This is a genomic window from Streptomyces sp. NPDC002573, assembly GCF_042889625.1.
In the GTDB taxonomy this organism is placed as follows: Bacteria; Actinomycetota; Actinomycetes; order Streptomycetales; family Streptomycetaceae; genus Streptomyces; species Streptomyces gibsoniae.
In genome coordinates this window covers 46,109-68,333 of the sequence record NZ_JBIARC010000021.1, presented here as the reverse complement: position 1 = coordinate 68,333, position 22,225 = coordinate 46,109, and the positions used below count along the sequence as shown (strand labels likewise).

20 protein-coding genes are annotated in these 22,225 nt (G+C 71.5%); 11 read left to right on the top strand and 9 right to left on the bottom strand.

The annotated features are described in order from the left end of the window. Positions 1-40: 40 nt before the first annotated feature. Positions 41-1,897 (bottom strand): AAA family ATPase, encoded by a 1,857-nt coding sequence (locus ACFYX0_RS21000; RefSeq protein WP_388972151.1) that lies wholly within the window; start codon positions 1,895-1,897, stop codon positions 41-43. Between the two features lie 430 nt (positions 1,898-2,327). Continuing rightward, complete coding sequence (locus ACFYX0_RS20995) at positions 2,328-2,945, bottom strand: uridine kinase (protein WP_388972195.1); 618 nt, start codon at positions 2,943-2,945, stop codon at positions 2,328-2,330. 225 nt (positions 2,946-3,170) lie between these two features. On the opposite strand from ACFYX0_RS20995, the gene ACFYX0_RS20990 reads away from it, so the two are divergent. The 5 genes from ACFYX0_RS20990 to ACFYX0_RS20970 all read left to right on the top strand — a co-directional run bounded on the left by ACFYX0_RS20990 (position 3,171) and on the right by ACFYX0_RS20970 (position 8,452). Then, entirely contained in the window at positions 3,171-4,127 is a 957-nt protein-coding gene (locus ACFYX0_RS20990) for a hypothetical protein (protein ID WP_388972150.1), read from the top strand. A 48-nt stretch (positions 4,128-4,175) separates the two neighbouring features. Beyond that, positions 4,176-5,717 carry an amino acid permease gene (locus ACFYX0_RS20985; RefSeq protein WP_388972149.1) on the top strand — a complete coding sequence of 514 codons (1,542 nt, stop codon included), beginning with the start codon at positions 4,176-4,178 and terminating at the stop codon, positions 5,715-5,717. Between the two features lie 246 nt (positions 5,718-5,963). Continuing rightward, the gene (locus ACFYX0_RS20980; RefSeq protein ID WP_388972148.1) at positions 5,964-7,334 is read left to right on the top strand and encodes a peptidase C39 family protein; all 1,371 of its coding nucleotides are present in this window, start codon (positions 5,964-5,966) and stop codon (positions 7,332-7,334) included. Positions 7,335-7,502: 168 nt separating this feature from the next. Then, complete coding sequence (locus ACFYX0_RS20975) at positions 7,503-7,649, top strand: SCO1431 family membrane protein (RefSeq protein ID WP_311695922.1); 147 nt, start codon at positions 7,503-7,505, stop codon at positions 7,647-7,649. Between the two features lie 143 nt (positions 7,650-7,792). Further along, positions 7,793-8,452 (top strand): TetR/AcrR family transcriptional regulator, encoded by a 660-nt coding sequence (locus ACFYX0_RS20970; protein WP_355913817.1) that lies wholly within the window; start codon positions 7,793-7,795, stop codon positions 8,450-8,452. A gap of 69 nt (positions 8,453-8,521) precedes the next feature. Here the strand turns inward: ACFYX0_RS20970 and ACFYX0_RS20965 are convergent, their stop codons facing one another. Continuing rightward, on the bottom strand, positions 8,522-9,772 hold the full coding sequence (locus ACFYX0_RS20965) for a glycoside hydrolase family 18 protein (RefSeq protein ID WP_388972147.1): 1,251 nt from the start codon (positions 9,770-9,772) through the stop codon (positions 8,522-8,524). A 340-nt stretch (positions 9,773-10,112) separates the two neighbouring features. Between ACFYX0_RS20965 and ACFYX0_RS20960 the strand changes: the two genes are divergently transcribed. Next, entirely contained in the window at positions 10,113-11,285 is a 1,173-nt protein-coding gene (locus tag ACFYX0_RS20960; RefSeq protein ID WP_388972146.1) for an acyl-CoA dehydrogenase family protein, read from the top strand. Here ACFYX0_RS20960 and ACFYX0_RS20955 read toward each other — a convergent pair. Further along, the gene (locus ACFYX0_RS20955; protein ID WP_388972145.1) at positions 11,248-11,514 is read right to left on the bottom strand and encodes a hypothetical protein; all 267 of its coding nucleotides are present in this window, start codon (positions 11,512-11,514) and stop codon (positions 11,248-11,250) included. The two genes, ACFYX0_RS20960 and ACFYX0_RS20955, sit on opposite strands and share 38 nt — an antisense overlap. A gap of 281 nt (positions 11,515-11,795) precedes the next feature. After that, positions 11,796-12,212, bottom strand: a complete 417-nt coding sequence (locus tag ACFYX0_RS20950) for a hypothetical protein (protein ID WP_388972144.1) — start codon at positions 12,210-12,212, stop codon at positions 11,796-11,798. Positions 12,213-12,537: 325 nt separating this feature from the next. Between ACFYX0_RS20950 and ACFYX0_RS20945 the strand changes: the two genes are divergently transcribed. The 4 genes from ACFYX0_RS20945 (at position 12,538) to fxsA (ending at position 16,815) form a co-directional block, all read left to right on the top strand. After that, positions 12,538-12,978: an Lrp/AsnC family transcriptional regulator gene (locus ACFYX0_RS20945; RefSeq protein WP_311699088.1), complete on the top strand. Its 441-nt coding sequence runs from the start codon at positions 12,538-12,540 to the stop codon at positions 12,976-12,978. Between the two features lie 56 nt (positions 12,979-13,034). Continuing rightward, entirely contained in the window at positions 13,035-14,651 is a 1,617-nt protein-coding gene (locus tag ACFYX0_RS20940) for an amidohydrolase (protein WP_388972143.1), read from the top strand. Between the two features lie 605 nt (positions 14,652-15,256). After that, on the top strand, positions 15,257-16,051 hold the full coding sequence (locus ACFYX0_RS20935; RefSeq protein ID WP_388972142.1) for a polyprenol monophosphomannose synthase: 795 nt from the start codon (positions 15,257-15,259) through the stop codon (positions 16,049-16,051). A 194-nt stretch (positions 16,052-16,245) separates the two neighbouring features. Continuing rightward, positions 16,246-16,815, top strand: a complete 570-nt coding sequence (fxsA, locus tag ACFYX0_RS20930) for an FxsA family membrane protein (protein WP_388972141.1) — start codon at positions 16,246-16,248, stop codon at positions 16,813-16,815. A 215-nt stretch (positions 16,816-17,030) separates the two neighbouring features. On the opposite strand, the gene ACFYX0_RS20925 is transcribed toward fxsA, so the two are convergent. The 4 genes from ACFYX0_RS20925 to ACFYX0_RS20910 form a co-directional block, all read right to left on the bottom strand. Next, a complete protein-coding gene (locus ACFYX0_RS20925) occupies positions 17,031-17,405 on the bottom strand; it encodes an RNA polymerase-binding protein RbpA (protein ID WP_009187548.1) in 375 nt (124 codons plus the stop codon). Positions 17,406-17,660: 255 nt separating this feature from the next. Next, on the bottom strand, positions 17,661-19,031 hold the full coding sequence (locus tag ACFYX0_RS20920; RefSeq protein WP_388972192.1) for an MFS transporter: 1,371 nt from the start codon (positions 19,029-19,031) through the stop codon (positions 17,661-17,663). Positions 19,032-19,097: 66 nt separating this feature from the next. Further along, positions 19,098-19,865, bottom strand: coding sequence for a glycerophosphodiester phosphodiesterase (locus ACFYX0_RS20915; protein WP_355913838.1), 768 nt, complete (start codon positions 19,863-19,865; stop codon positions 19,098-19,100). Next, entirely contained in the window at positions 19,862-20,515 is a 654-nt protein-coding gene (locus ACFYX0_RS20910; RefSeq protein WP_388972140.1) for a YitT family protein, read from the bottom strand. Before ACFYX0_RS20910 ends, ACFYX0_RS20915 begins: the two co-directional genes overlap by 4 nt. Positions 20,516-20,657: 142 nt before the next feature. Here ACFYX0_RS20910 and ACFYX0_RS20905 point away from each other — a divergent pair, with 142 nt between their 5' ends. Beyond that, positions 20,658-22,157, top strand: a complete 1,500-nt coding sequence (locus ACFYX0_RS20905) for a PLP-dependent aminotransferase family protein (protein ID WP_388972139.1) — start codon at positions 20,658-20,660, stop codon at positions 22,155-22,157. Positions 22,158-22,225: the final 68 nt, after the last annotated feature.

Genomic DNA, 22,225 nt, shown 5'->3' with positions numbered 1-22,225 from the left:
GGGGCCGGCGTCCGCGATCGCGGACGCCGGCCCCCGCCGTTCAGGGACCCGACGGATCGTGCGGCCCGCGCCCGGACAGGACCTCCCCGTAGGCCTGCATCAGATCCGGCAGCCGCAAGGTCGACAGGTCGTCCCGGTTGGGGATCCCGGGGTATCCGCTCAGCCGGAGGTCCCGGTAGGCACAGCTCTTCTCGTACAGCGTCCGCAGGAACCGCCCGTTGCCGAGTTCGTCGATCCACCCCTGGTCCACGACATGACCGGCGATGGAGCGCAGCTCGTCCAGCGCCTCCTCGTCCCAGACGTCTCCGTTCTCGCCCGCCAGGACCTCGCCGATCGACGTCAGCTCAAGGGGCCGGTAGGAGGGGAAGTCGACGCGGGTGGTGAAGCGGGAGGACAGGCCCGGGTTGGCGGCCAGCAGACGGTCCATGCCCTCGGGGTAGCCGGCGAGGATCACCACCAGGTGGTCCCGGTTGTCCTCGGCGCGCTTCAGCAGCACCTGGAGGGCCTCGTCACCGTAGGCGTCGCCCTTGCCGTAACCTGAGTTAGACAGCGAGTACGCCTCGTCCACGAACAGCACGCCGCCGATCGCCGAGTCGATCAGCTCATTGGCCTTCACCGCGGTCTGGCCCAGGTACTCGCCGACCAGGTCCGCCCGCTGCGCCTCCACCAGATGGTCGCCGCCGAGCAGACCGAGCGCGTAGAAGACCCGGCCCAGGATGCGCGCCACCGTGGTCTTGCCGGTGCCCGAGGGGCCCGAGAAGACGAAGTGGCGCTTGGGCGGTTGGACGGGTAACCCCTCGCCCGCCCGCAGCCGCGCCATGTTCAGCTGGGCCGACAGGGCCTTCACCTGGCGCTTGACCGGCTCCAGGCCGACCATCCGCTCCAGCTCGGTCAGGGCCTCCTCCAGCAGCGCCGGATCCGTGGGGCCCGTCGGCAGCGGCGGCGCCGGGGGCGTGTCCTTCTCCCGTACGAAATCGTTCTGCGCCGGCAGCGGGCCCGTCGGCGGCTCGGGCTCGGACAGCTTCACCTCCCGGCTCTCGGCGCCGAAGAGCGGATCGAGGCAGTCCGGCCCGTCCAGCGCATCGGCGCCCCCGGCGAACGCCACCGACGTGAAGTCGACCGACTCGTCGTACCCGTCGCCCTCGGCGATCGCGGCGAGCCGGGCGGAGGTGTCCATGAAGGCCGGGTCGACCCGGTGCACCGCCCGGTACAGAGGCAGCGCGGCCGCCGAACGGCCGGTGCCCTCGTGCGCCCGGGCCAGCCAGTACCGCAGCTCCTTGCGCTGCGGCTGCTCGCTGCGGCAGCGCATCAGCGCGGCGGACAGCAGCGGCTCGGCCTGGCCGTACATCTCCAGGCGGACCCGGGCCATCCCGCCGAACAGCCCGGCCTCGATGCCCAGCATCGGGTCGTCGATGAGCGGATCGGTGTGCCGGACCAGCTGCTCCCAGTCCTTGACGAGGTAGGCGCGGCAGGCGTGCAGAAAGCGGACCTGGGCGTCGGTGTCGACGGGCGGCAGCCCGGCCAGTGCCCGGTCCAGCTCCGGGACATGGCGGCCGTCCAGCCAGTGCGAGGCGTGCGCGAGCAGCAGGTCGCGCGGGCTCTCCAGCACCGGCTGCACCCACCAGCCCAGCCAGTACCAGGAGTTGATCGTCCGCCGGTGCCGCGCCCGCTGCTCCCCGAAGCGGTCGCGATGGCGGAACATCCGCAGCAGCGCGGTCGTCGTGTCCACGCGCAGCGCGTGCAGCCCGAGCCAGCCGTCGGCCATCCCGGGATCCATCCGGACCGCCGCGCGGAACTCCTCCTCCGCCTGCGGATAGGCGCCCATGGTGTAGGCGTCGACGCCCCGCACCCAGGCGAGGTCGGCCGGAGCCTCGGGGCCCCGCGTGCCGAAGTCCATCACGTCCCCCACAAACCGTGCCCCCGTTGGTTCACCGCCGGGCCCGTGCCCGCCGGCCGTCGTGCTCGAACCGCTGTACCGCGGACCGGAGTTGGAACAGTGCGCGAAGCGGCTGTCCGATGGTCGCACCGAGAGGCATCGTACCTGCGGGGGAGCGGCGCACCGAAGGGTGCCGCACGAGCCGTTCGACGAGGTGGGAGGCCACGGGCGCACTACGGATGGTGACCGGGTGTGAGCGGATCTCGCCTCGCAGCGCCCGGAAAGGGTGTTCAGGGCAGAACGAAGCCCCCGATCACGGGGGAACAACCGGGGGCTTCGCGTCTGAGGGCGGCTTCGAAACCGCACATTGAGAACGTAAGTCCTGCCCGGCCCCCGGGTCAAGCCGACCTGAAGCGCTCAAGGAAGTTCGTCCGCAAGGGTCTTCACAAGTTCAGCACAACGGCGTGGATTCGTCACTGTCGGTGATCTCGTGGTCCGGACCAGGGGTCCCGGCGGGTCCACGAACCACCTGATAACCCATCGGCCTCTGGTGCACCAGGAGATCGGCGTACGGTCGCGAGGGGTCCGCTGCGAAGTGCTGTTGCTCCGCCGCCATCCATCCGGCCCAGAACGCGCTCTGTTCCTCGCCGTCCCGGGAGCGTCCGCGCTCCCAGGCCTCCTCGCGCGGCATCTCCATCCACAGCAGACGCCCCAGGTGGGGGCGGAGCGCGCGGCGTCCGGCGCCGACCCCCTCGACGAGGAGCACCGGAGCGGGCGGCAGGGTGCGGGCGGGGGCGAAGGTGCGGGTGCGCCAGTCGTAGGGCCGGTAGTGCGCGCTCTCGCCGCGGCCGAGCGGGGCGATCACCTCGCGCAGCAGCCGGTCCGTCCAGGCGAAGAGCTCCTCGTGGGTGGCGATGTCGTCGAGATGCAGCACCGGCGCATCGAGCGCGGCCGCCAACTGTCCGGTGAACGTGGACTTCCCGGAGCCGGCGTGCCCGTCGACGCCGACGAGGCGGACGGGGCCGCAGGACGGCGGCAGCCGCCGCAGACAGGAGGCGAGTGTGTGAATGGCGTTTCCTGCGAGGAGTGGAGGGGACAGGGGCTTTTCCGCAGGGACATTTTACGCGACCGCGTCGGAGGCCTCGGTGCCGGAAATCGGTCTCGCATTGAACTGTTCATTGATCAATCACCGGCGCGGTCCAGGAGGCGGGAATGAGCATTCCGGTTGTGCCGCGTGGTGAGTAAGGTGCAGATGCGCAACCGCCGGTGTCGTTACGGGGACGGACAGGGGAGCATGGCCGCGGGGTTATTCGCAGGGCAGTACATGTGGCATCCGGCGGCCGACGACCGTGAGCTGGCGAGCGTATGCGTGGAAGTGCGGGCCGGCCGCTATCTGGGCGCCCACGGACTGCTCGCCGAGACGCGTGACGACCCCGGGCTGCGCGCCCATCGATCCCTGGTGCTCGCCTCCGAGGCCGCCGACTCCGACCTCGCCGAACGCTGGCTCGCCGAGGAGCCCGGCCCCGAGGCCGCGTTGTTTTGGGCACGCGTGGCCACGCTCCGGGCGCTACGGGCCGCGGACGCCCGCGACGAGCGGGCCCGTCCGCTGGAGCACATCGCGCTGAAGGCCTGTGCGCGCGCCACCGTCATGGCACCGCACGACTCCACCCCCTGGGTGGCCAGAATGTCGCTCGCGCGGCTGCACGTGATCCGTGAACCCGCCCCGCACGGGCTGCTGACCGCGCCGCCGGGCCCCTGGGAGCTGTTCTCGCACATCCTGCGGCTCGACCCCTTCCACCGCGAGGGCCACCACCGTTTCCTCGCCTACTTCTTCGCTCGCCATCGGGGCTCGGTGAATGCCGCCTGGGACGTCGCCGCCTTCCTCAGTCAGCGGGCGCCCGTCACCTCTCCGCTGCGGCTGCTGCCCCTGGTCGCGCTCGTGGAGAGCTACAACCCGGAGCAGTCGCTCGCCGACCGGGTCTGGGAACAGCCCCAGTGGCGCTCCACCGCGCTCGCGGTCTACCAGAACTGGCTGCCCCAGGTCGCCGGTTACCGTTTCACACCGGTGCTCGACCTCGCTTATCTCGCGCACGCGCTGGTCATGGCCCAGTGCGTGTTCGAGGCGCGCGCCGTCCTGATGGCCATGGGGCCCTACGCCTCCCGTATGCCGTGGAGCGTCTTCGGGGACCCCGAGGAACAGCTCTCACGCGCCCGCCGCACCTGCGGACTGCCCGTCCCGGGAGCCCCCTGATCCGTCTCTCCGTCCATCGGTCCACCCCCACACAGAAAGGGTCCGATTGTGTCAGAACGGACATCGTTGCCCCGTACGAGACGCCGTGCGGGCCGGGATCCCGTCGCGATCGACGACGACGCGACCCTGCACGCGATGGGATATCCGCGAAAACTCACCCGAAGGTTCCAGGCCTTCGACAATTTCGCCATATCCTTCACCATCATCAACATCCTCTCCGGAATCTTCTCCTCGTTCGGCTTCGGCATGAATGCGGGCGGCCCCCGCATTCTCGTCTTCGGCTGGATCGGGGTCTCCGTCATGGTGCTTTTCATCGGCGCCGCGATGGCGGAGGTGGCATCCGCCTATCCGACCAGCGGGGCCCTGTATTTCTCCGCCGGAAAACTCGCCCGACGGCACAAGGGCGCCTGGTCCTGGTACACCGGCTGGCTGAACTTCGTGGGACAGGTGGGCGGCACCGCGGCCACCGGATACGCGGCCGCCACCTTCATCCAGGCGTTCATCGCCCTGCAGTGGACCTCGTACCAGCCCACCGCACACCAGACCGTGCTGATCACGGCGCTGATCATCGTGCTCCAGGGGCTGGCCAACACCTACACCGTGCGTCTGGTCGCGGTCCTCAACCGGATCTCCGTGTGGTGGCTGCTGACCGGCCTCGTGGTGATCGTGGGCGCCCTGGCGTTCGGCCCCGACGAACACCGGCCCGCCTCGTTCGTGACGCACTTCGTGAACAACACCGGCTTCACCAACGGGCTCTACGGCGGCATGCTCGGCCTGCTCGTCACCAGCTGGACCTTCACCGGCTTCGACGGCAGCTTCCACATGTCCGAGGAGACGGTCCGGGCCACGGTCAACGCACCCCGGGGCATCACCCGCTCCATCGCCTGGTCGGCGGCCACCGGGCTCGTCCTCATGCTGGCCCTGGTGTACAGCATCGGCGACTACACCAAGGTGGCCGGCTCCTCGGCGCCGCCCGTACAGATCCTCATCGACGGTCTGGGCACGGGCGTGGCGAAGGCGCTGCTGCTGATCGTCATCGGCGCCATGCTCTTCTGCGGCCTGGCCAACCTGACCAGCAACACCCGGCAGATCTTCGCCTTCTCCCGGGACGGCGCGATGCCCGGTTCCCGCTGGTGGCACTCGGTCTCGCCGCGCACCCGTACCCCCGTCAAGGCGGTGTGGCTCGCGGTCGTCTCCTCGCTCGCCCTGGTGCTGCCCGGCTGGTGGTCCCACACCGCGTTCACGGCGATCGTCAGCGTCAACGTGGTGGGGCTCTTCCTGGCCTACGCCGTGCCGATCTTCCTGCGGCTCCGCCTAGGCGCCGAATTCAACCCCGGGCCCTGGCAGCTCGGACGCTGGAGCCGGCCGGTCGGAGTGGTCGCGGTCGCCTGGATCCTGCTGAGCAGCGTGCTGTTCATGCTGCCCCAGGCCTCGCCGATCACCGTCGACTCCTTCAACTACGCCCCGATCGCCCTCGGGGCCGTGCTGGTCGTCGCCACGGCGTGGTGGTTCGCCACCGCGCGCCGCCGCTTCCAGGGGCCGGTCAGCTACGGCCGCCCGGACGAGGTGGCGGCGATGGACCTCGTCTGAGGGACACCCGGCGCCGCGTCCGGCGGGGTGCGCGACTCTCGTGCCCACCCGCCGGGCGCACCGGGGGTGTCCGGCACCCGCGTGCGTCCGCCGGACGCGAAAGCCCAGGTCCCGCCAGTGGTCGGGACCAATATTGGTGGACACGCCGAGGGCCGAAGCGGTGGCGTACTCCCCGTACGGCCGCCATAGTTGGCGCAAACCGTGCGTCCGGACCATCGCTTCAGGACACCTGGGGGTCGTCGACCGATGAGCAGAGCTTCAGAGCCGTCCCGCAGAACCGTCCTCGCCACCGCGATCGCCGTGGCCGCGGTGACCGGGGCGGTCACGGGTCCGGCGGCCGCGGCCGCCCCAGCGGGTCCGGCCACCGGACCGGCGCAGGAACCCCCGCGCCCCGTGGACTACCGCGCCTGGACCACGTACTCCGACTGGCGCAGCGGCGCCGGCCAGGGGGTCCGGGCCGTCGCCGGCAGCCGCCCCGGGGTGGTGATCGCGACTCCGGCCGGCCGCACCGACTACCCGGACCCGCACACCGGGAAGACCGCGAGCTGGGAGTACGCCACCTGGACCTCGCCGGTGCGCCGCCTGTCCGTGCCGTCCACCGAGGCCGTCGCCTCCTGGAACGCGCAGACCCCCGCGGGCACCTGGCTCCAGGTCGAGCTGCGGGGCACCTACTCCGACGGCACGGACACCCCCTGGTACGTGATGGGCCGCTGGGCGGCCGGCGACCAGGACATCCGGCGGACGTCCGTCGACGGCCAGGCCGACGGCAAGAGCAGCATCTCGACCGACACCTTCGCCATCACGGACGCGGCCTCGGGCCTGCGCCTGGTGTCGTACCGCCTGCGCCTGACCCTCTACCGCACACCGGGCACCCGGCTCACTCCGACCGTGTGGCGCCTCGGCGCCATGGGATCCGACATCCCGGACCGCTTCACCGTCCCGGCCTCCACCCCGGGCCTCACCCGGGAGCTGGCCGTCCCGCGCTACTCGCAGGAGATCCACAAGGGCCAGTACCCCGAGTACGACAACGGCGGCGAGGCGTGGTGCAGCCCCACCTCCTCGCAGATGATCATCGAGTACCGGGGCGGGCGGCTCACCCCCGAGCAGCTGTCCTGGGTCGACCCCTCGTACGCCGACCCGCAGGTCTGCCACGCGGCCCGCTCCACCTACGACTACCAGTACGAGGGATGCGGCAACTGGCCGTTCAACGCGGCCTACGCGGCCACGTTCAAGGACCTCCAGGCCGTGGTCACCCGGCTGGCCTCGCTCACCGATCTGGAGCGGCTGGTCGCGGCGGGGATCCCCGTGATCACGTCCCAGTCGTTCCTGAAGGAGGAGCTGACGGGGGCCGGGTACGGCACGTCGGGCCATCTGATGACCGTGATCGGCTTCACCGCCGCGGGCGATGTGATCGCCAACGACCCGGCCTCGCCCGACGACAACGCGGTACGGCGCGTCTACCGCCGACGGGAGTTCGAGAACATCTGGCTCAGGACCAAGCGGTACAACGCCACCGGCAAGGTCGTCTCCGGCACCGGCGGGGTCTGCTATCTGTACTTCCCGGCACACCCGACCGCCCAGCAGCGCAAGGCGCTGGCGGCGGTGGGCGTGCGCTGACCCGGAAGCGCCTCCGTCACCGGTCCCGAGGCCCCGCCACGGCAGGGGCCTTCGCGTGCGCGCCGCCCGCCCCGGCCTGTGACCAAGCTCTCCGCCGCGCCCGCTCATTCCGGTGGCAAGGTGGACAGAGGGGGAGTCCACCGCACGAGCCAAGACCAGCGAGCCGCCATGACCGCCATCTCTGCCGCCGCCGCCCGACTCCGCGTCCGCACGGGCGGTCCCCGCGACGACGGCCCGAAGATCCTCGAACACATCGTGGGCTGGGTCCTCGTGGTGGTCCTCGCGATGCTCGTCACTCAGCTCGGCTGGCTGTGACCCGGACGTCCCGACCTTCCTGAACAATTCGGCCCGCTACTTCCGAACAGCGTCCCACCAAGTCGATCAGAGTCGAACATGCTGGGGATGTCGTTCTGCAATACTGCGGATGTCCCGCCGGCAGTTGGAGGCTTGGGTCGAAATTGAATAACAGTCAACAGCGAGACGACGTACGTCCGCGGGTGCGCGGCACCGATCGCTCTCTGGCACGCCGCGCCGAACTCATCGCCATCGGGCGGAAGTTATTCTCCGACACATCGTACGACGCGTTGTCGATGGATGACATCGCACGTCACGCCCATGTGGCCAAAGGGCTGATCTACTACTACTTCAAATCGAAGCGCGGCTATTACCTCGCCATTGTCGAGGATTCGGTGGCCGGCCTCGTGACCCTGGCGGCCGGCAGCCTCGGACTGCCGCCCCTGGAGCGGGTGCACCGCACCATGGACACTTATCTGCGCTATGCGGAGCACAACCAGGCCGCGTACCGCACGATCGTGAGCGGCGGAGTCGGCTTCGACGCCCAGGTCCACGCCATCCGGGAGGGGGTGCGCGAGGCGATCGTCACCACCATCGCCGAGGGCGCGTACGGCCGGCGGGAGATCGGCCCGCTGGCGCGCATGGGTCTGCTCGGCTGGGTGTGCAGCGTGGAAGGCGCGACCCTCGACTGGATCGACCGCCCGGTACTGTCCCGCGACACCATGCGCGAGCTGCTCGTGAAGACCCTCGGCGGCACCCTGCGCGCCATCGAGGAGATGGAGCCCGCCTATGTCGCCCCACCGCCCGCGCGCCGGGACACCTGACCGCACCCACGGCCCGCACGCCTGGGCGGGAGCCGCCGCGACTCCCGCCCAAGTCCTCTGCCGTGTACGTCAGTCGATGGCCTTGATCAGCTCTCCGTTCGCGGTGTCACCGCTCAGCTCCCAGAAGAAGGTGCCGCCGAGGCCCTGCTGGTTCTTGTACGTCATCTTCGTCGCGACGGTCGACGGGGTGTCGTAGCTCCACCAGTTGTTCCCGCACTTGGCGTACGCGGTGCCGCCCACCGTGCCGGTCGCCGGGCACTTGCTCTTGAGCACCTTGTAGTCGTCGATGCCCTGCTCGTACGTGCCCGCCGCCGGGCCGGTGGCCGTCCCGCCCGGCGCCGCCTGGGTGACCCCGGTCCAGCCGCGCCCGTAGAAGCCGATGCCGAGCAGCAGCTTGGAGGCCGGGATGCCGAGGCCCCTGAGCTTGGCGATGGTGGCGGAGGTGGTGTAGCCGGCCTTCGGGATGCCGGAGTAGGAATTCAGCGGCGAGTGCGGGGCCGTGGGGCCGGTCGCGTCCCAGGCGCCGAAGTAGTCGTACGTCATCGGGTTGTACCAGTCGACGTACGCCGCCGCCCCCGCGTAGTCCGCCGCGTCGATCTTGCCGCCGCTCGTGGCGTCGGCGGTGATCGCCGCCGTGACCAGCGAGCCGGAGCCGAACTTCGACCGCAGGGCCGCCATCAGATTCCTGAACGCCGCCCGGCCGCTGGTGTCGCAGGTGTTGCCGCAGGCGTTCGGGTACTCCCAGTCGATGTCGATGCCGTCGAAGACTCCCGCCCACTTGGAGTTCTTCACCAGGTCGTAGCAGGACTGGGCGAAGGCGGCGGGGTTCTTAGCGGCCTCGCCGAAGCCGCTCGACCAGGTCCAGCCGCCGAAGGACCACAGGATCCTGAGGTTCGGGTGCTTCTTCTTCAGCTTCAGCAACTGGTTGAAGTTGCCGCGCAACGGCTGGTCCCAGGTGTCGGCGACGCCGTCCACCGACTCGGCCGCGGTGTAGGCGCGGTCGGTGGCGGCGTAGGAGTCGCCCATCGCGCACTTGCCGCCGGTGACATTGCCGAAGGCGTAGTTGATGTGGGTGAGCCTGGCCGCCGATCCGGAGGTCTCGATGTTCTTGACCAGGTACTTGCGGTCGTAGGTGCCCCATTCGGTGAAGTAGCCGACCACCTTGGAGCCCGCCGCGGTCGCCCGGACGGGTCCGGCCTCGGTGGCGGTCGCGGTCGCGGTGCCCGCGCCCGTGAGCAGTCCCGCCCCGAGGGCGGCGCTGCACGCGGCGGACAGGAGCGCCCGCAGGGGGAGGGCGCGGAAGCGGTGAGAAGTGAGCATCGTTTCTCCTCCGTGGGGGAGAGGGGAACGCGCGCTGACGGAACGCGTGGCGATTGGCATGGACGCGATGAAGGGATGGGCTCGCAACAGTAGGAGGACTAGACCAGTGGGTCAATGGTTCGGACCAATATCGATGGGGGAATGTTTCTTGCAGTAAGCGGTCGTTAACTGGTGACTCCATGCCTCCGATCGGGCATACTCCAACCGGCACAACCGCTGGTCAGCCGCCTCCGAGACCCGGAGCCACGAGCATCGGCCAGGCCCAGTGAGACCCGGCGGAGCCGCCCCCACCCAAGGCGCGCGTCCGCCGATGATCCCGAAAAGGGAGAGGAGCGTCGCCATGCCCGACCACGCCCCGCAGCCGGTGGACCGTGTACTGCCCACGGACGAGGCCAGGGATCTGATCTCGCTCGTCCGCGACATCGCGCAGCGTGAGATCGCGCCGAAGGCGGCCGAGGAGGAGTACGCCGGGCACTTCCCGCGCGACGTCTTCCGCCTGCTCTCCGAGTCCGGGCTCCTCGGCCTGCCCTACGCCTCCGAGTACGGCGGCGGTGACCAGCCCTACGAGGTCTACCTCCAGGTCCTGGAGGAACTGGCGGCGGTCCGCCTCACCGTCGGCCTCGGCGTCAGCGTCCACACCCTCGCCTGCCACGCCCTCGCGCACTACGGCACCAAGGAGCAGCAGGTGGAGCATCTGCCGGCGATGCTCGGCGGCGGACTGCTGGGCGCCTACTGCCTCTCCGAGGCGTCCTCCGGTTCGGACGCGGCGTCCCTGCGCACCAAGGCCCTCCGCGAGGGCGGCGATTGGGTGATCAACGGCACGAAGGCATGGATCACGCACGGCGGGATCGCCGACTTCTACACCGTGATGGCACGCACCGGCGCGGAGGGGCCGCGCGGGATCACCGCCTTCCTCGTCCCCGGCGACGCCGAGGGGCTGAGCGGTGTGACGCCCGAGAAGAAGATGGGCATGACCGGCTCGCCGACCGCACAGGTCCACCTGGACGGAGTGCGGGTGCCCGACGAGCGCCGCCTCGGCGAGGAGGGCCAGGGCTTCGCCATCGCCCTGTCCGCGCTCGACTCCGGGCGGCTGGGCATCGCCGCCTGCGCGATCGGGCTGGCCCAGGCGGCCCTGGACCAGGCGGTCGGGTACGCGACCGAGCGTGCGCAGTTCGGGCGGCCGATCTCGGACTTCGAGGGGCTGCGTTTCATGCTCGCCGACATGGCGACGCAGATCGAGGCGGGCCGGGCGCTGTATCTGGCGGCGGCACGGCTGCGTGACGCCGGGCGGCCGTTCGGCAAGCAGGCGGCCATGGCGAAGCTGCACTGCACGGACACGGCGATGAAGGTCACCACCGACGCCGTCCAGGTGCTCGGCGGGTACGGCTACACCGCCGACTTCCCGGTCGAGCGCTACATGCGCGAGGCCAAGGCGCTGCAGATCGTCGAGGGGACCAATCAGATCCAGCGGATGGTCATCGCCCGTCACCTCGTGGGTCCCGAGTCGCGCTGAACGGATCCTGGCCCGCCGCGCGCCGCCCCGAGCCGGCCGGGGGCGCGGCGAGCCGCACCCACTCCGGGTCGTGACGTCCCGGCAGCGTACGGCCGCCGTCGGCCCAGGTCCGCATCAGCGCACGGTAGATGGGCGGATCCTGGGGCTGGGGCGGCGGCGGAAGCAGTGCTGCCGACGCCGGGACGAACACCCGTCGCCGAGGGCCGGTCGCCGATTGTGTGGCGGTCATGCATGGGGAACGCCGGGGCGTGTGCGCGGGTCACCGGCCTCGGTATTCGAGCGTGAGTTCCCGAAGGGCCCGTACGGGGCACGGTGCGCCGTCCTCCGCCACAGGGCCCGCTGACGCGGTATCGGATGGCGGGGGTCCGGCGACGCACCTGACGCGAGGTCAGGTCCCGCAGGCCGACGGGGACCCCGCTGGGACGGGCAGCGGGGTGCCGCGGTGTCCCGGCGGCGAGGCCGGCCGGGACGTTGTCCGGGGCCGTGGGGCGGCGGGCGAACGGGGGCGGCTCAGGCCGTCAGCCGCAGCGGGCGCGAGCCCGGGCCGCCGACGTGCGAGAACGGCTGCATCCGCCAGTCGAGCCCCTGAGGGAGCGTCAGCAGCAGGGCGGTGTCCTGCTCCTGCGGCGCCGCGGACTCGTCCGCGGGCCGGGCCTCGGCCGCCGCGCGACCCGTGCCCGAACAGACCGTGAGCCCGAACGGGTTCCACGGCGAGGCGCACAGCGCGTGCTCCGGCAGGACCTCCTCGTCCGCCAGAAGTGCGATGGGCTGCGCGCAGTCCGGGCAGATCACCCGGTACATCTCGAAGGTGTCGTACGTGTCGAACTCGTCGTCGTCGGCGGTGGGTTCGACGCCCTCCGGCTCGGGCTCGACGACCGGCTGCTGCCGCTTGGACGTGCTGCGACCAAGGCGCTTCAGACTCTGCATTGGGATTCTCCCCCTCGGGCTGGGCCGACAAGGCACCGCGGCCTCGACCACAGCAAGCACTTCCCGTCCGGTCTCTGCGGTAATCACGAGGACATCACGAAGCCTGTTCGGGTACTGTGGCGTTCGTCACATGCCATTCGCAGGTGCCTGGTGCGCCCGCCGCCGGCCGCCGCGTCGGGCACCTGCGAGCGGCACCCGGTTGCCGCGCAGCGCTCCCGTGTCCGCCCCCGAGGGCCCACAAGTCGCCTCCCTGAACGTCACAAACCGGGTATGACCTGCGCCTGAGGTATCGGTGGGGATCTGCGGCCCTGTAGGTTCTAGCGCCATGGAGGAGCTGGACCGACAGATCGTGCAGCTGCTCGTCAAGGACGGGCGGATGAGCTACACCGACCTGGGCAAGGCCACGGGCCTGTCCACGTCGGCCGTGCACCAGCGGGTGCGCCGGCTGGAGCAGCGTGGCGTCATCCGCGGGTACGCCGCCGTCGTCGACCCGGAGGCCGTCGGTCTGCCGATGACCGCCTTCATCTCGGTGAAGCCGTTCGACCCCAGCGCCCCCGACGACATCGCGGACCGCCTGGCCGGCGTTCCCGAGATCGAGGCGTGTCACAGCGTCGCGGGCGACGAGAACTACATCCTCAAGGTCCGTGTGGCCACGCCCCACGAGCTGGAGGAACTGCTCGCGCGGCTGCGGACGCTCGCGGGGGTGTCGACGCGCACGACGGTGGTCCTCTCCACCCCGTACGAGTCACGGCCGCCCCGGATCTGACCCCTCCTGCGGGACCTGCGTGCCGGTCCGCCCCGGCGAGGCGCGAGACTGTCCCCATGAACGAGCGCACCGCCCCGCCGCAGACCGTCCTGCTGCGCCGAGGAGAAGTCCACAGCCCCGCCGACCCCTTCGCGACGGCCATGGTCGTCGAGCACGGGCAGGTCGCCTGGGTCGGCTCCGAAGGCGCGGCCGACGCCTTCGCGGACGGCGTGGACGAGGTCGTGGACCTGGACGGCGCGCTCGTCACCCCGGCCTTCACCGACGCACATGTGCACACCACCTCCACGGGCCTCGCGCTCACGGGTCTCGACCTGTCCGGCGCGCCCTCCCTGGCCGCCGCCCTCGCCCGCGTCCGCGAGTTCGCCGCCGACCGCCCCCAGGACCGCGTTCTGCTCGGTCATGGCTGGGACGCCGCCCGCTGGCCCGAGCGGCGGGCGCCGCGCCGGGAGGAACTCGACGAGGCCACCGGCGGCCGCCCGCTCTACCTCAGCCGCATCGACGTCCACTCCGCCGCCGTCACCACCGCGCTGCTGGACCTGACGCCGGGCGTACGCGACCGGGACGGCTTCAGCGACGGGGAACCGCTCATCCGGGACGCCCACCACGCCGTGCGCGCCGCGGCGTTCGCGGCGGTGACCCCCGCCCAGCGCACCGAGGCCCAGCGGGCCGCCCTCGCGCACGCCGCCTCCCTCGGCATCGGCTCGGTCCACGAGTGCGCCGGCCCGGAGATCTCCTCCGAGGAGGACCTCACCGGGCTGCTCCGTCTGGCCGCCGAGGAGTCCGGCCCCCGGGTCGTGGGTTACTGGGCCGAGCAGGACGTCGACAAGGCGCGGGAGCTCGGCGCGCTCGGCGCCGCGGGCGATCTGTTCGTCGACGGATCCCTCGGCTCGCACACGGCATGCCTGCACGAGCCGTACGCCGACGCGGGCCACACCGGTAGCGCCCACCTGGACGCCGCCGCCGTCGCCGCACATGTCGTCGCCTGCACCGAGAGCGGGCTGCAGGCGGGCTTCCACGCCATCGGCGACGCCGCCGTCACCGCCGTGGTCGAGGGCGTGCGCGCCGCCGCCGAGAAGGTCGGCCTCGCCCGCGTCCGCGCCGGCCGCCATCGCATCGAGCATGCCGAGATGCTCACCCCCGAGACCATCGCGGCCTTCGCCGAACTCGGTCTCACCGCCTCCGTGCAGCCCGCCTTCGACGCCCTGTGGGGCGGCGCGGACGGGATGTACGCGGAGCGGCTCGGCGCCGAGCGCGCCGGGACCCTCAACCCGTTCGCGGCCCTGCTGCGCAGCGGTGTCCCCCTGGCCTTCGGGTCCGACAGCCCCGTCACCCCCCTGGACCCTTGGGGCACGGTGCGGGCGGCGGCCTTCCATCGCACCCCCGAGCACCGGATCTCCGTACGCGCCGCGTTCACGGCGCACACCCGCGGCGGCTGGCGGGCGATCGGACGCGACGACGCCGGGGTGCTGGTGCCGGGCGCGCCCGCGGACTACGCCGTCTGGCGCACCGACGCCCTCGTCGTCCAGGCGCCCGACGACCGGGTGGCCCGCTGGTCCACCGACCCTCGTTCCGGCACTCCGGGACTGCCCGATCTGACCCCCGGCTCCGACCTCCCCGTCTGTCTGCGCACGGTGGTGGGCGGCCGGACGGTGTTCGTACGGCCGGGCGAGTGATCTGCCGGGGCGGCGGGCTCGTCCCCGCTCCCCGGGACCCCGTCGTGCGACCTGCGCATCCTCCCCTCTGACCAGGGCGCGGATGCAGAAACCGCAGGTCGCACGGCTGTTGACAGTGAGGCGCAGGGGGCCGGTAGGTTCGGCCGGGTCCACCGTCGGACGTCCGACCGGGGAACCTCCGCGCAGTCGCCGGAGCGCCGCTGGGTCAGGGATGGTGTGCCGCACCGGCGCACCACCACTGGGAGCCAGGCTCAGCGCCCGCGCCACGGCACGGGGACGTTCCGGCCGGTCGGCAGGGTGCGACCCGGGTGGGGCCCGGACGTCCAGTAGACAACGGCTCTCGGTCGACCCGCAGCCGGCGGGTCCCAGGTCGGCCCGAAGGGCGCCGGGCCCCCATCCGCAGCAACGTCCCTGCCGGGTCCGGCGAGGGGCCGCCGGGCGCCCGGCGGAGCACGGGGCGCCACCCCTGAAGTGGGCAGAATGCGCAAACCCGCCCTCTTACCCGACTCTTGTGGAATCGACACCCCCGTACGAACCTGCTGCCACGTCCGTCCAGGCGACGGCCATTATGGTGGTTGCCTGCGTACGGACATGAAGGGGCAGCAGTGAACGACGGCGACGGGACCCTCGCGGCAGAAGCCCAGGGGGGGAAGTTCGGCCCGCTCGGCACCGCCTTGGTGATCATCCCGACCTACAACGAGGCCGAGAACATCAAGACGATTGTCGGCCGCGTGCGGTCGGCCGTGCCCGAGGCGCACATCCTCGTGGCCGACGACAACAGCCCCGACGGCACGGGCAAGCTCGCGGACGAACTCGCGGCTGAGGACGACAACGTGCACGTCCTGCACCGCACGGGCAAGCAGGGACTGGGCGCCGCGTACCTCGCGGGCTTCCACTGGGGCCTGGAGCGCGGCTACGGCGTCCTGGTCGAGATGGACGCCGACGGCTCCCACCAGCCGGAGGAGCTGCCGCGTCTGCTGACCGCGCTCAAGGGCGCCGACCTTGTGCTCGGCTCCCGCTGGGTGCCGGGCGGGCGGGTCGTGAACTGGCCCAAGAGCCGGGAGTTCATCTCCCGCGGCGGCAGCCTCTACTCGCGCCTCGCTCTCGATCTGCCGCTGCGCGACATCACGGGCGGCTACCGCGCCTTCCGTCGCGAGACCCTGGAGGGCCTGGGCCTCGACGAGGTCGCCTCGCAGGGCTACTGCTTCCAGGTCGACCTGGCCCGCCGCGCCGTCAAGGCCGGCTACCACGTCGTCGAGGTGCCCATCACCTTCGTCGAGCGCGAACTGGGCGACTCCAAGATGAGCAAGGACATCCTCGTCGAGGCGCTGTGGCGCGTCACGGCGTGGGGCTTCGGGGACCGCGTGGCCAAGGTCAAGGGCCGCGGCACCGCGTCCTGAACGTCCGGAGCCCCGCTCCCGGATCCGTACGGGCCACGCGTCAACCGCGAGCCGCCTTTGGCGGTCGCCCGTACGGGTCTCCTGCACAGCGTCGGGACCGCGACCGAAGGGCCGAGCGCCCTCGTGTCGCTTCCCCGCCTGTCCCGGTCATCCCGCTTATCCCGTACTGAGCCTGGTCCAGGCACACTGGGAGCATGACGACTGGCGCACCGACTTCCTCGTACCAGGCCCGACCGGCCCGACCGCGGCGCTCCCGCACGCGCAGGTATCTGCCGCTGGGCATCGCCGTCTGGCTGGTCCTGGAGATCTGGCTGCTCACGCTGGTGGGGCGGGCGGCCGGAGGGCTGACGGTGATCCTGCTGCTGGTCGCCGGTCTCGTGCTCGGCTCCATGGTCGTCAAGCGCGCCGGGCGCCGCGCCTTCCGCAATCTCAGCGAGACGCTGGGAGCCCGGTCCTCGGTGCCCGAGCCGTCAAGTGGCGGCAACGGTCTGATGATGCTCGGCGGTCTGCTCCTGATGCTGCCGGGTCTGCTCTCCGACGCGGTGGGCCTGCTGCTTCTGCTCCCACCGGTCCAGCGGACGGTGAGCCGGCGCGCCGAGCGCACCCTCGACCGCAAGCTGCGCGAGGCACCGTACGGCAGTTTCGGTGACGCCTTCCGGCAGGCTCGAATTCATCGTCCGGACGGAAAGGTCGTTCAGGGTGAGGTCATCAGGGACGAGCCCGGGGACACCCCGCGCGAGCCGCGCCGGCCGCTGACCCCCTGAAGCTCCCGAGCACGCAGAACCGGGCCCCGAAGCCGCTGAGGCCGACGGGGCCCGCTGTGACGTTCAGGGGCAGGCCGCGTCCCCGGACCGCCGAGTCGTCGTCACCGGGTCCGCTTGTTGTCGCGAACACGGCAACGGGCGCCGCACGTCACACCGACGTACGGCGCCCGCTGAACCGGCGTGCGCTGTGTTGGCCGCCCAGTCCCCGGTGGGGACTACGCGGACTTGCGGCTGTCCCTCGGATGGACCGCGATGTTCATCGCACCGGAACGGAGAACGGCCAGACGCTCCTCGAGGACCTCTTCGAGCTCCTCGCGGGTGCGCCGCTCCATCAGCATGTCCCAGTGTGTACGCGCGGGCTTGGCCTTCTTCTCTTCCGGGCCGTCGCCGTCCACCAGGAGTGCCGGGGCCCCGCAGACCTTGCACTCCCACTCCGGCGGGATCTCCGCCTCGACCGAGAAGGGCATCTCGAACCGGTGCCCCTTCTCGCATGCGTACTCCACGGCCTGGCGCGGAGCCAGGTCGATGCCGCGGTCCGTCTCGTAGCTGGTCACCACGAGGCGCGTGCCGCGAAGAGCTCGCTCACTCATGAATCGTGCCTCCCGGGCTTGTCGCCCACAGGACAGGTGTCGCTGTCGTCGTCATCCGGTCAACGTCCGGTCGGCGGTAAAGATTCCCGTTCCGGGTCAAGCGTCGCCGTCGTAGCCGCCCCTTGTTGTACCCACCGGCGCCCGGTTTGTCACATCTGCTAGCAGATGTCACCCAGCGATTCGGCTCCTTTGACGCGCAGTAACGGTACGCCTGGCAGGCCAAACGCGTACACTACCGCCCTTTGCCATCAGGTGCTAAATCCTTTCGGGTACCGGATTCCCCGCGTCGCGCACCGCCTGCCGGACCGGAACGCGTGCCAGCAGGACGAAACCGAGGGCGAAGAAGATCACCAGCGAGATGATCGCGTCCCGGTAGCTTCCGGTCACCTGGTAGGTGAGCCCGAACAGCAGCGGCCCCAGCCAGCTCATCCCGCGGTCGCTCAGCTCGTACGCGGAGAAGTACTCCGCCTCCTTGCCGGGCGGCACGAGATGCGAGAACAGGGAGCGGGAGAGCGCCTGGCTGCCGCCGAGCACCAGCCCGATGCAGCCCGCGAGGAGGAAGAACCCCACCGGCGCGCCCGCGGGCAGGAAGTAGCCGGCGCCGAGCGTGAGCGTCCAGGCGACGAGCGAGCCGAGGATGGTCCGTTTGGCGCCGTGGGTGCGCGCGAGCCGTCCCATGCCCAGGGCCCCTCCCACCGCCAGCACCTGCACCAGCAGCACGGCGGTGATCAGCGTGGACTGGCTCAGCCCCAGCTCCTGGGAGCCGTACACCGACGCCTGCGAGATCACCGTCTGGATGCCGTCGTTGTAGATGAGGTAGGCGAGCAGGAAGGCCAGGGTGAGTGGTTTGCCCCGCATGTCCCGCACGGTGGCCGCCAACTGCCGCCAGCCGTTCACCGCGGGCGCCGAGGAGGCGGAGGGCTCCCTACGGCGGTCGCGCAGCCGCCGAAGCGGTACGAGCGTGAAGGCGCCCCACCACAGGCCCGCCGAGGCCAGGCAGACACGGACGGCCATGGACTCCGACAGGCCGAAGGAGTCGTGCGCCGTGAACAGGACGAGGTTCGCGATCAGGACCAGGGAGCCGGCCGCGTAGCCGAAGGCCCAGCCGCGCGAGGAGACCGCGTCGCGCTCCTCGGGCGGGGCGATCTGCGGCAGATAGGAGTTGTAGACGACCATCGAGACGGCCATCGACGCGTTCGCGATGATCAGCAGCAGACCGCCGAGCAGATAGCGGTGGCCGTCCAGGAAGAACAGGCCCGCGGTGGCCGCGGCGCCCAGATACGCGCACAGGGCGAGCAGGGGCTTCTTGCGGCCGCTGCGGTCGGCCGCCGCACCCGCGAGCGGCATCACCAGGATCGCCACGACGACGGAGGCGGAGACCGCGTACGCGAAGAACGAGCCCGCCCGCACCGGGACGCCCAGCGGGTGCACATAGCCGTCCGCGTCCGCCGCCGCCTTGGCCACGGCGGTGAGATAGGGCCCGAGGAACACGGTCAGCACGCTCGTCGAATAGACCGAGCACGCCCAGTCGTAGAAGTACCAGCCGTGCTGTTCACGCCGCCGCTGGGCGGCCTCGCCGTTCTCCTCCGGGGACGGGGGCACGCTCCCTCCCGGGGACACCCCCATCGCCCGCTCGGTGTCGATGTCCACCCGTGCCCTCGCTTCCCCGCGGTACATGATCGTGCGCGGGCGTCAGACCCAGGTGCCCCGGTCCTGGAAGACCTTGCGCAGAGTGTCGATGTGATCGGTCATGATGCCATCGACTCCCAGGTCCAGGAGCCGGTGCATGTCCTCGGGTTCGTTGATCGTCCAGACATGCACCTGAAGTCCGAGCGCGTGAGCGGTGCGCACGAAACGGCGGTCGACCACCGGCACGCCCGACTGGGACCAGGGAACCTGCGCGGCGACCGCCGAGCGCCGCACCGGTGCGGGCAGCCCCCAGGAGCGCAGCCGGAGACCGAGCACCCCGCGGGTGCCGTAGGACGTCGCCAGGCGCGGCCCGGCCAACTGCTGGGCCCGTGTCACGCGCGCCTCGGAGAACGAGCCGACGCAGATCCGGTCCCAGGAGTTCGTGCGCCCGATCAGATCGAGCAGGGGGAGCAGGCCGGGCTCCGCCTTGACGTCCACGTTCCAGCGCACTTCGGGGAACTCCTCGAGCAGTTCCTCGAACAGCGGCACCGGCTCGGTGCCCGCCACCCGAGCCTGGCTGACCTCGCTCCAGGGCAGGTCGGCGATCCGGCCCGCCCCGTCGGTCACCCGGTCCAGGGTCGCGTCGTGGAACGCTGCCAGCTTCCCGTCGGCCGTGGCGTGCACGTCCGTCTCGATGTACCGGTAGCCCGCGGCGACCGCGCGCCGGAACTGGGCCGCGGTGTTCTCCAGGCCGTCCGCCGCTCCACCCCGGTGGGCGAAGGCGATCGGGCCGGGATGGTCGAGATAGGGATGGCGTATGAGGGTCGTCACCGAGGCAGTATCGCGCGTTCCGGTTGCCCCGTGGCAACGACCGCGCTGCGGCCCGATGCCCGGGGGACGGCGAACACGCGCAGGAAGAACTGGGCGAGCGGGCCGATGCACAGCGCGTACAGGACCGTGCCCACGCCCACGGTGCCGCCGAGGGCGAAACCGGTCGCGACGACGGCGACCTCGACGGCCGTGCGGATCAGCCGGACGGAGCGGCCGGTACGCCGGTGCAGTCCGGTCATCAGGCCGTCGCGCGGCCCGGGCCCGAAGTCCGCGGTGATGTAGAGGCCGGTCGCCATGCCGTTGAGCACGACGCCCGCGAGAAGAAGGGGCACCCGCACGGCCAGGGAGTGGACCTCGGGGAGCACCGCGAGGGTGGCGTCCATGGCGAAACCGATGACGAGCACGTTGGAGACGGTGCCGAGGCCGGGACGCTGGCGCAGCGGGACCCACAGCAGCAGCACGATCGCGCCGACGATCGTGAGGACCACACCCATGTTGAGGCCGGTCAGTTCCGAAAGGCCCTGGTGGAGGACGTTCCAGGGCTCCAGGCCGAGGCCCGCCTGCACGAGGAGCGCGGAACTCGCGCCGTAGAGCGCCAGGCCCGCGTACAGCTGGAACAGCCGGCGCCCGAGCCGCCGGCTGCCCTTCATGGACGTGTCAATGGACGTATCGAGAGACGGCTCGGCGGACAAAAGGAACCCCCCTGTGGTGGTAGTGGCCTGGCGCATGACACTCTGTGGCTTGGAAAGAGAAGCCATCCATGGCCAATTCCGGGAAGGTGGACTGGAAAACATGGCGCAGTGGACCTCGGCAGTGGGTGCGGCACAGCTGGCCCGGCTGCTCACCTCCCAGCAGGACCGCCCCGGGGGCCCCGGCAGCCGCCGCCCGCCCGCCTACCGCTCGCTCGCCGACGGCATCCGGCTGCTCGTCCTGGAGGGCCGCGTGCCCGTCGCGGCCCGGCTGCCCGCCGAGCGGGAACTGGCGCTCGCCCTGTCCGTGAGCCGGACCACCGTCGCCGCCGCCTACGAGGCGCTGCGCACCGAAGGCTTCCTGGAGTCCCGCCGCGGCGCCGGCAGCTGGACCGCCGTGCCGGCCGGGAACCCGCTGCCCGCCCGCGGCCTCGAACCCCTCCCGCCGGAGGCCCTGGGCTCGATGATCGACCTGGGCTGCGCCGCGCTTCCCGCGCCCGAGCCCTGGCTCACCCGCGCCGTGCAGGGCGCCCTGGAGGAGCTGCCGCCCTACGCGCACACGCACGGCGACTACCCGGCGGGGCTGCCCGCGCTGCGCGCCATGATCGCCGAGCGCTACACGGCACGCGGCATCCCCACCATGCCGGAGCAGATCATGGTGACCACGGGCGCCATGGGCGCGATGGACGCGATCTGCCACCTCTTCGCCGGGCGTGGCGAACGCATCGCCGTCGAGTCGCCGTCGTACGCCAACATCCTGCAGCTGATGCGGGAGGCTGGGGCCCGGCTGGTGCCGGTGGCCATGGGCGAGGGACTCGGCGGCTGGGACCTGGACCGCTGGCGCCAGGTGCTGCGCGAGGCCGCGCCACGCCTGGCCTACGTCGTCGCCGACTTCCACAATCCGACGGGCGCGCTGGCCGACGAGGACCAGCGGCGCCGCCTGGTGGAGGCGGCCCGGTCCGCGGGGACGGTCCTGGTCGTCGACGAGACCATGAGCGAGCTGCATCTGGAGGACGGCCTGAAGATGCCGCGCCCGGTCAGCGCCTTCGACCCGGCGGGCTCCGCCGTCATCATCGTGGGCTCGGCGAGCAAGGCGTTCTGGGCGGGCATGCGCATCGGCTGGGTGCGGGCCGCCCCCGATGTGATCCGCAGCCTGGTCGCGGCCCGCGCCTACGCGGACCTCGGCACACCGGTGCTGGAGCAGCTGGCCGTGAACTGGCTGCTGAGCACGGGCGGCTGGGAGCAGGCGGTGGGGCTGCGCCGCGAGCAGGCCCGGGAGAACCGGGACGCCCTGGTCGCCGCGGTGCGCAGGGAGCTGCCGACGTGGGAGTTCTCGGTGCCGCAGGGCGGTCTGACGCTGTGGGTGCGCACCGGCGGCCTGTCGGGCTCCCGGCTCGCGGAGGCGGGGGAGCGGGTCGGCGTCCGGGTGCCCTCCGGGCCCCGCTTCGGCGTGGACGGCGCCTTCGAGGGGTACGTCCGGCTGCCGTTCACGGTGGGCGGCGCGGTGGCCGAGGAGGCGGCGGTACGGCTGGCCGCCGCCGCGCGTCTGGTGGAGACGGGGGTGTCGGGGCCGACGGAGGCGCCGCGCACCTTTGTCGCCTGACAGGTGCGAATCTTCGCCGCCTGGCCTTGGCGGCCAAGCCGGGGCTCGGCGGCCCGCCGGGGTTCGGT

Coding starts and splice junctions, on each gene's coding strand:
- ACFYX0_RS20950 (WP_388972144.1), bottom strand. CDS start 12,212: ATGCAGAGTCTGAAGCGCCTTGGTCGCAGCACGTCCAAGCGGCAGCAG.
- ACFYX0_RS20990 (WP_388972150.1), top strand. CDS start 3,171: ATGGCCGCGGGGTTATTCGCAGGGCAGTACATGTGGCATCCGGCGGCC.
- ACFYX0_RS20980 (WP_388972148.1), top strand. CDS start 5,964: ATGAGCAGAGCTTCAGAGCCGTCCCGCAGAACCGTCCTCGCCACCGCG.
- ACFYX0_RS20940 (WP_388972143.1), top strand. CDS start 13,035: ATGAACGAGCGCACCGCCCCGCCGCAGACCGTCCTGCTGCGCCGAGGA.
- ACFYX0_RS20905 (WP_388972139.1), top strand. CDS start 20,658: ATGGCGCAGTGGACCTCGGCAGTGGGTGCGGCACAGCTGGCCCGGCTG.
- ACFYX0_RS20945 (WP_311699088.1), top strand. CDS start 12,538: ATGGAGGAGCTGGACCGACAGATCGTGCAGCTGCTCGTCAAGGACGGG.
- fxsA (WP_388972141.1), top strand. CDS start 16,246: ATGACGACTGGCGCACCGACTTCCTCGTACCAGGCCCGACCGGCCCGA.
- ACFYX0_RS20975 (WP_311695922.1), top strand. CDS start 7,503: ATGACCGCCATCTCTGCCGCCGCCGCCCGACTCCGCGTCCGCACGGGC.
- ACFYX0_RS20960 (WP_388972146.1), top strand. CDS start 10,113: ATGCCCGACCACGCCCCGCAGCCGGTGGACCGTGTACTGCCCACGGAC.
- ACFYX0_RS20965 (WP_388972147.1), bottom strand. CDS start 9,772: ATGCTCACTTCTCACCGCTTCCGCGCCCTCCCCCTGCGGGCGCTCCTG.
- ACFYX0_RS21000 (WP_388972151.1), bottom strand. CDS start 1,897: ATGGACTTCGGCACGCGGGGCCCCGAGGCTCCGGCCGACCTCGCCTGG.
- ACFYX0_RS20910 (WP_388972140.1), bottom strand. CDS start 20,515: ATGAAGGGCAGCCGGCGGCTCGGGCGCCGGCTGTTCCAGCTGTACGCG.
- ACFYX0_RS20955 (WP_388972145.1), bottom strand. CDS start 11,514: ATGACCGCCACACAATCGGCGACCGGCCCTCGGCGACGGGTGTTCGTC.
- ACFYX0_RS20920 (WP_388972192.1), bottom strand. CDS start 19,031: ATGGGGGTGTCCCCGGGAGGGAGCGTGCCCCCGTCCCCGGAGGAGAAC.
- ACFYX0_RS20925 (WP_009187548.1), bottom strand. CDS start 17,405: ATGAGTGAGCGAGCTCTTCGCGGCACGCGCCTCGTGGTGACCAGCTAC.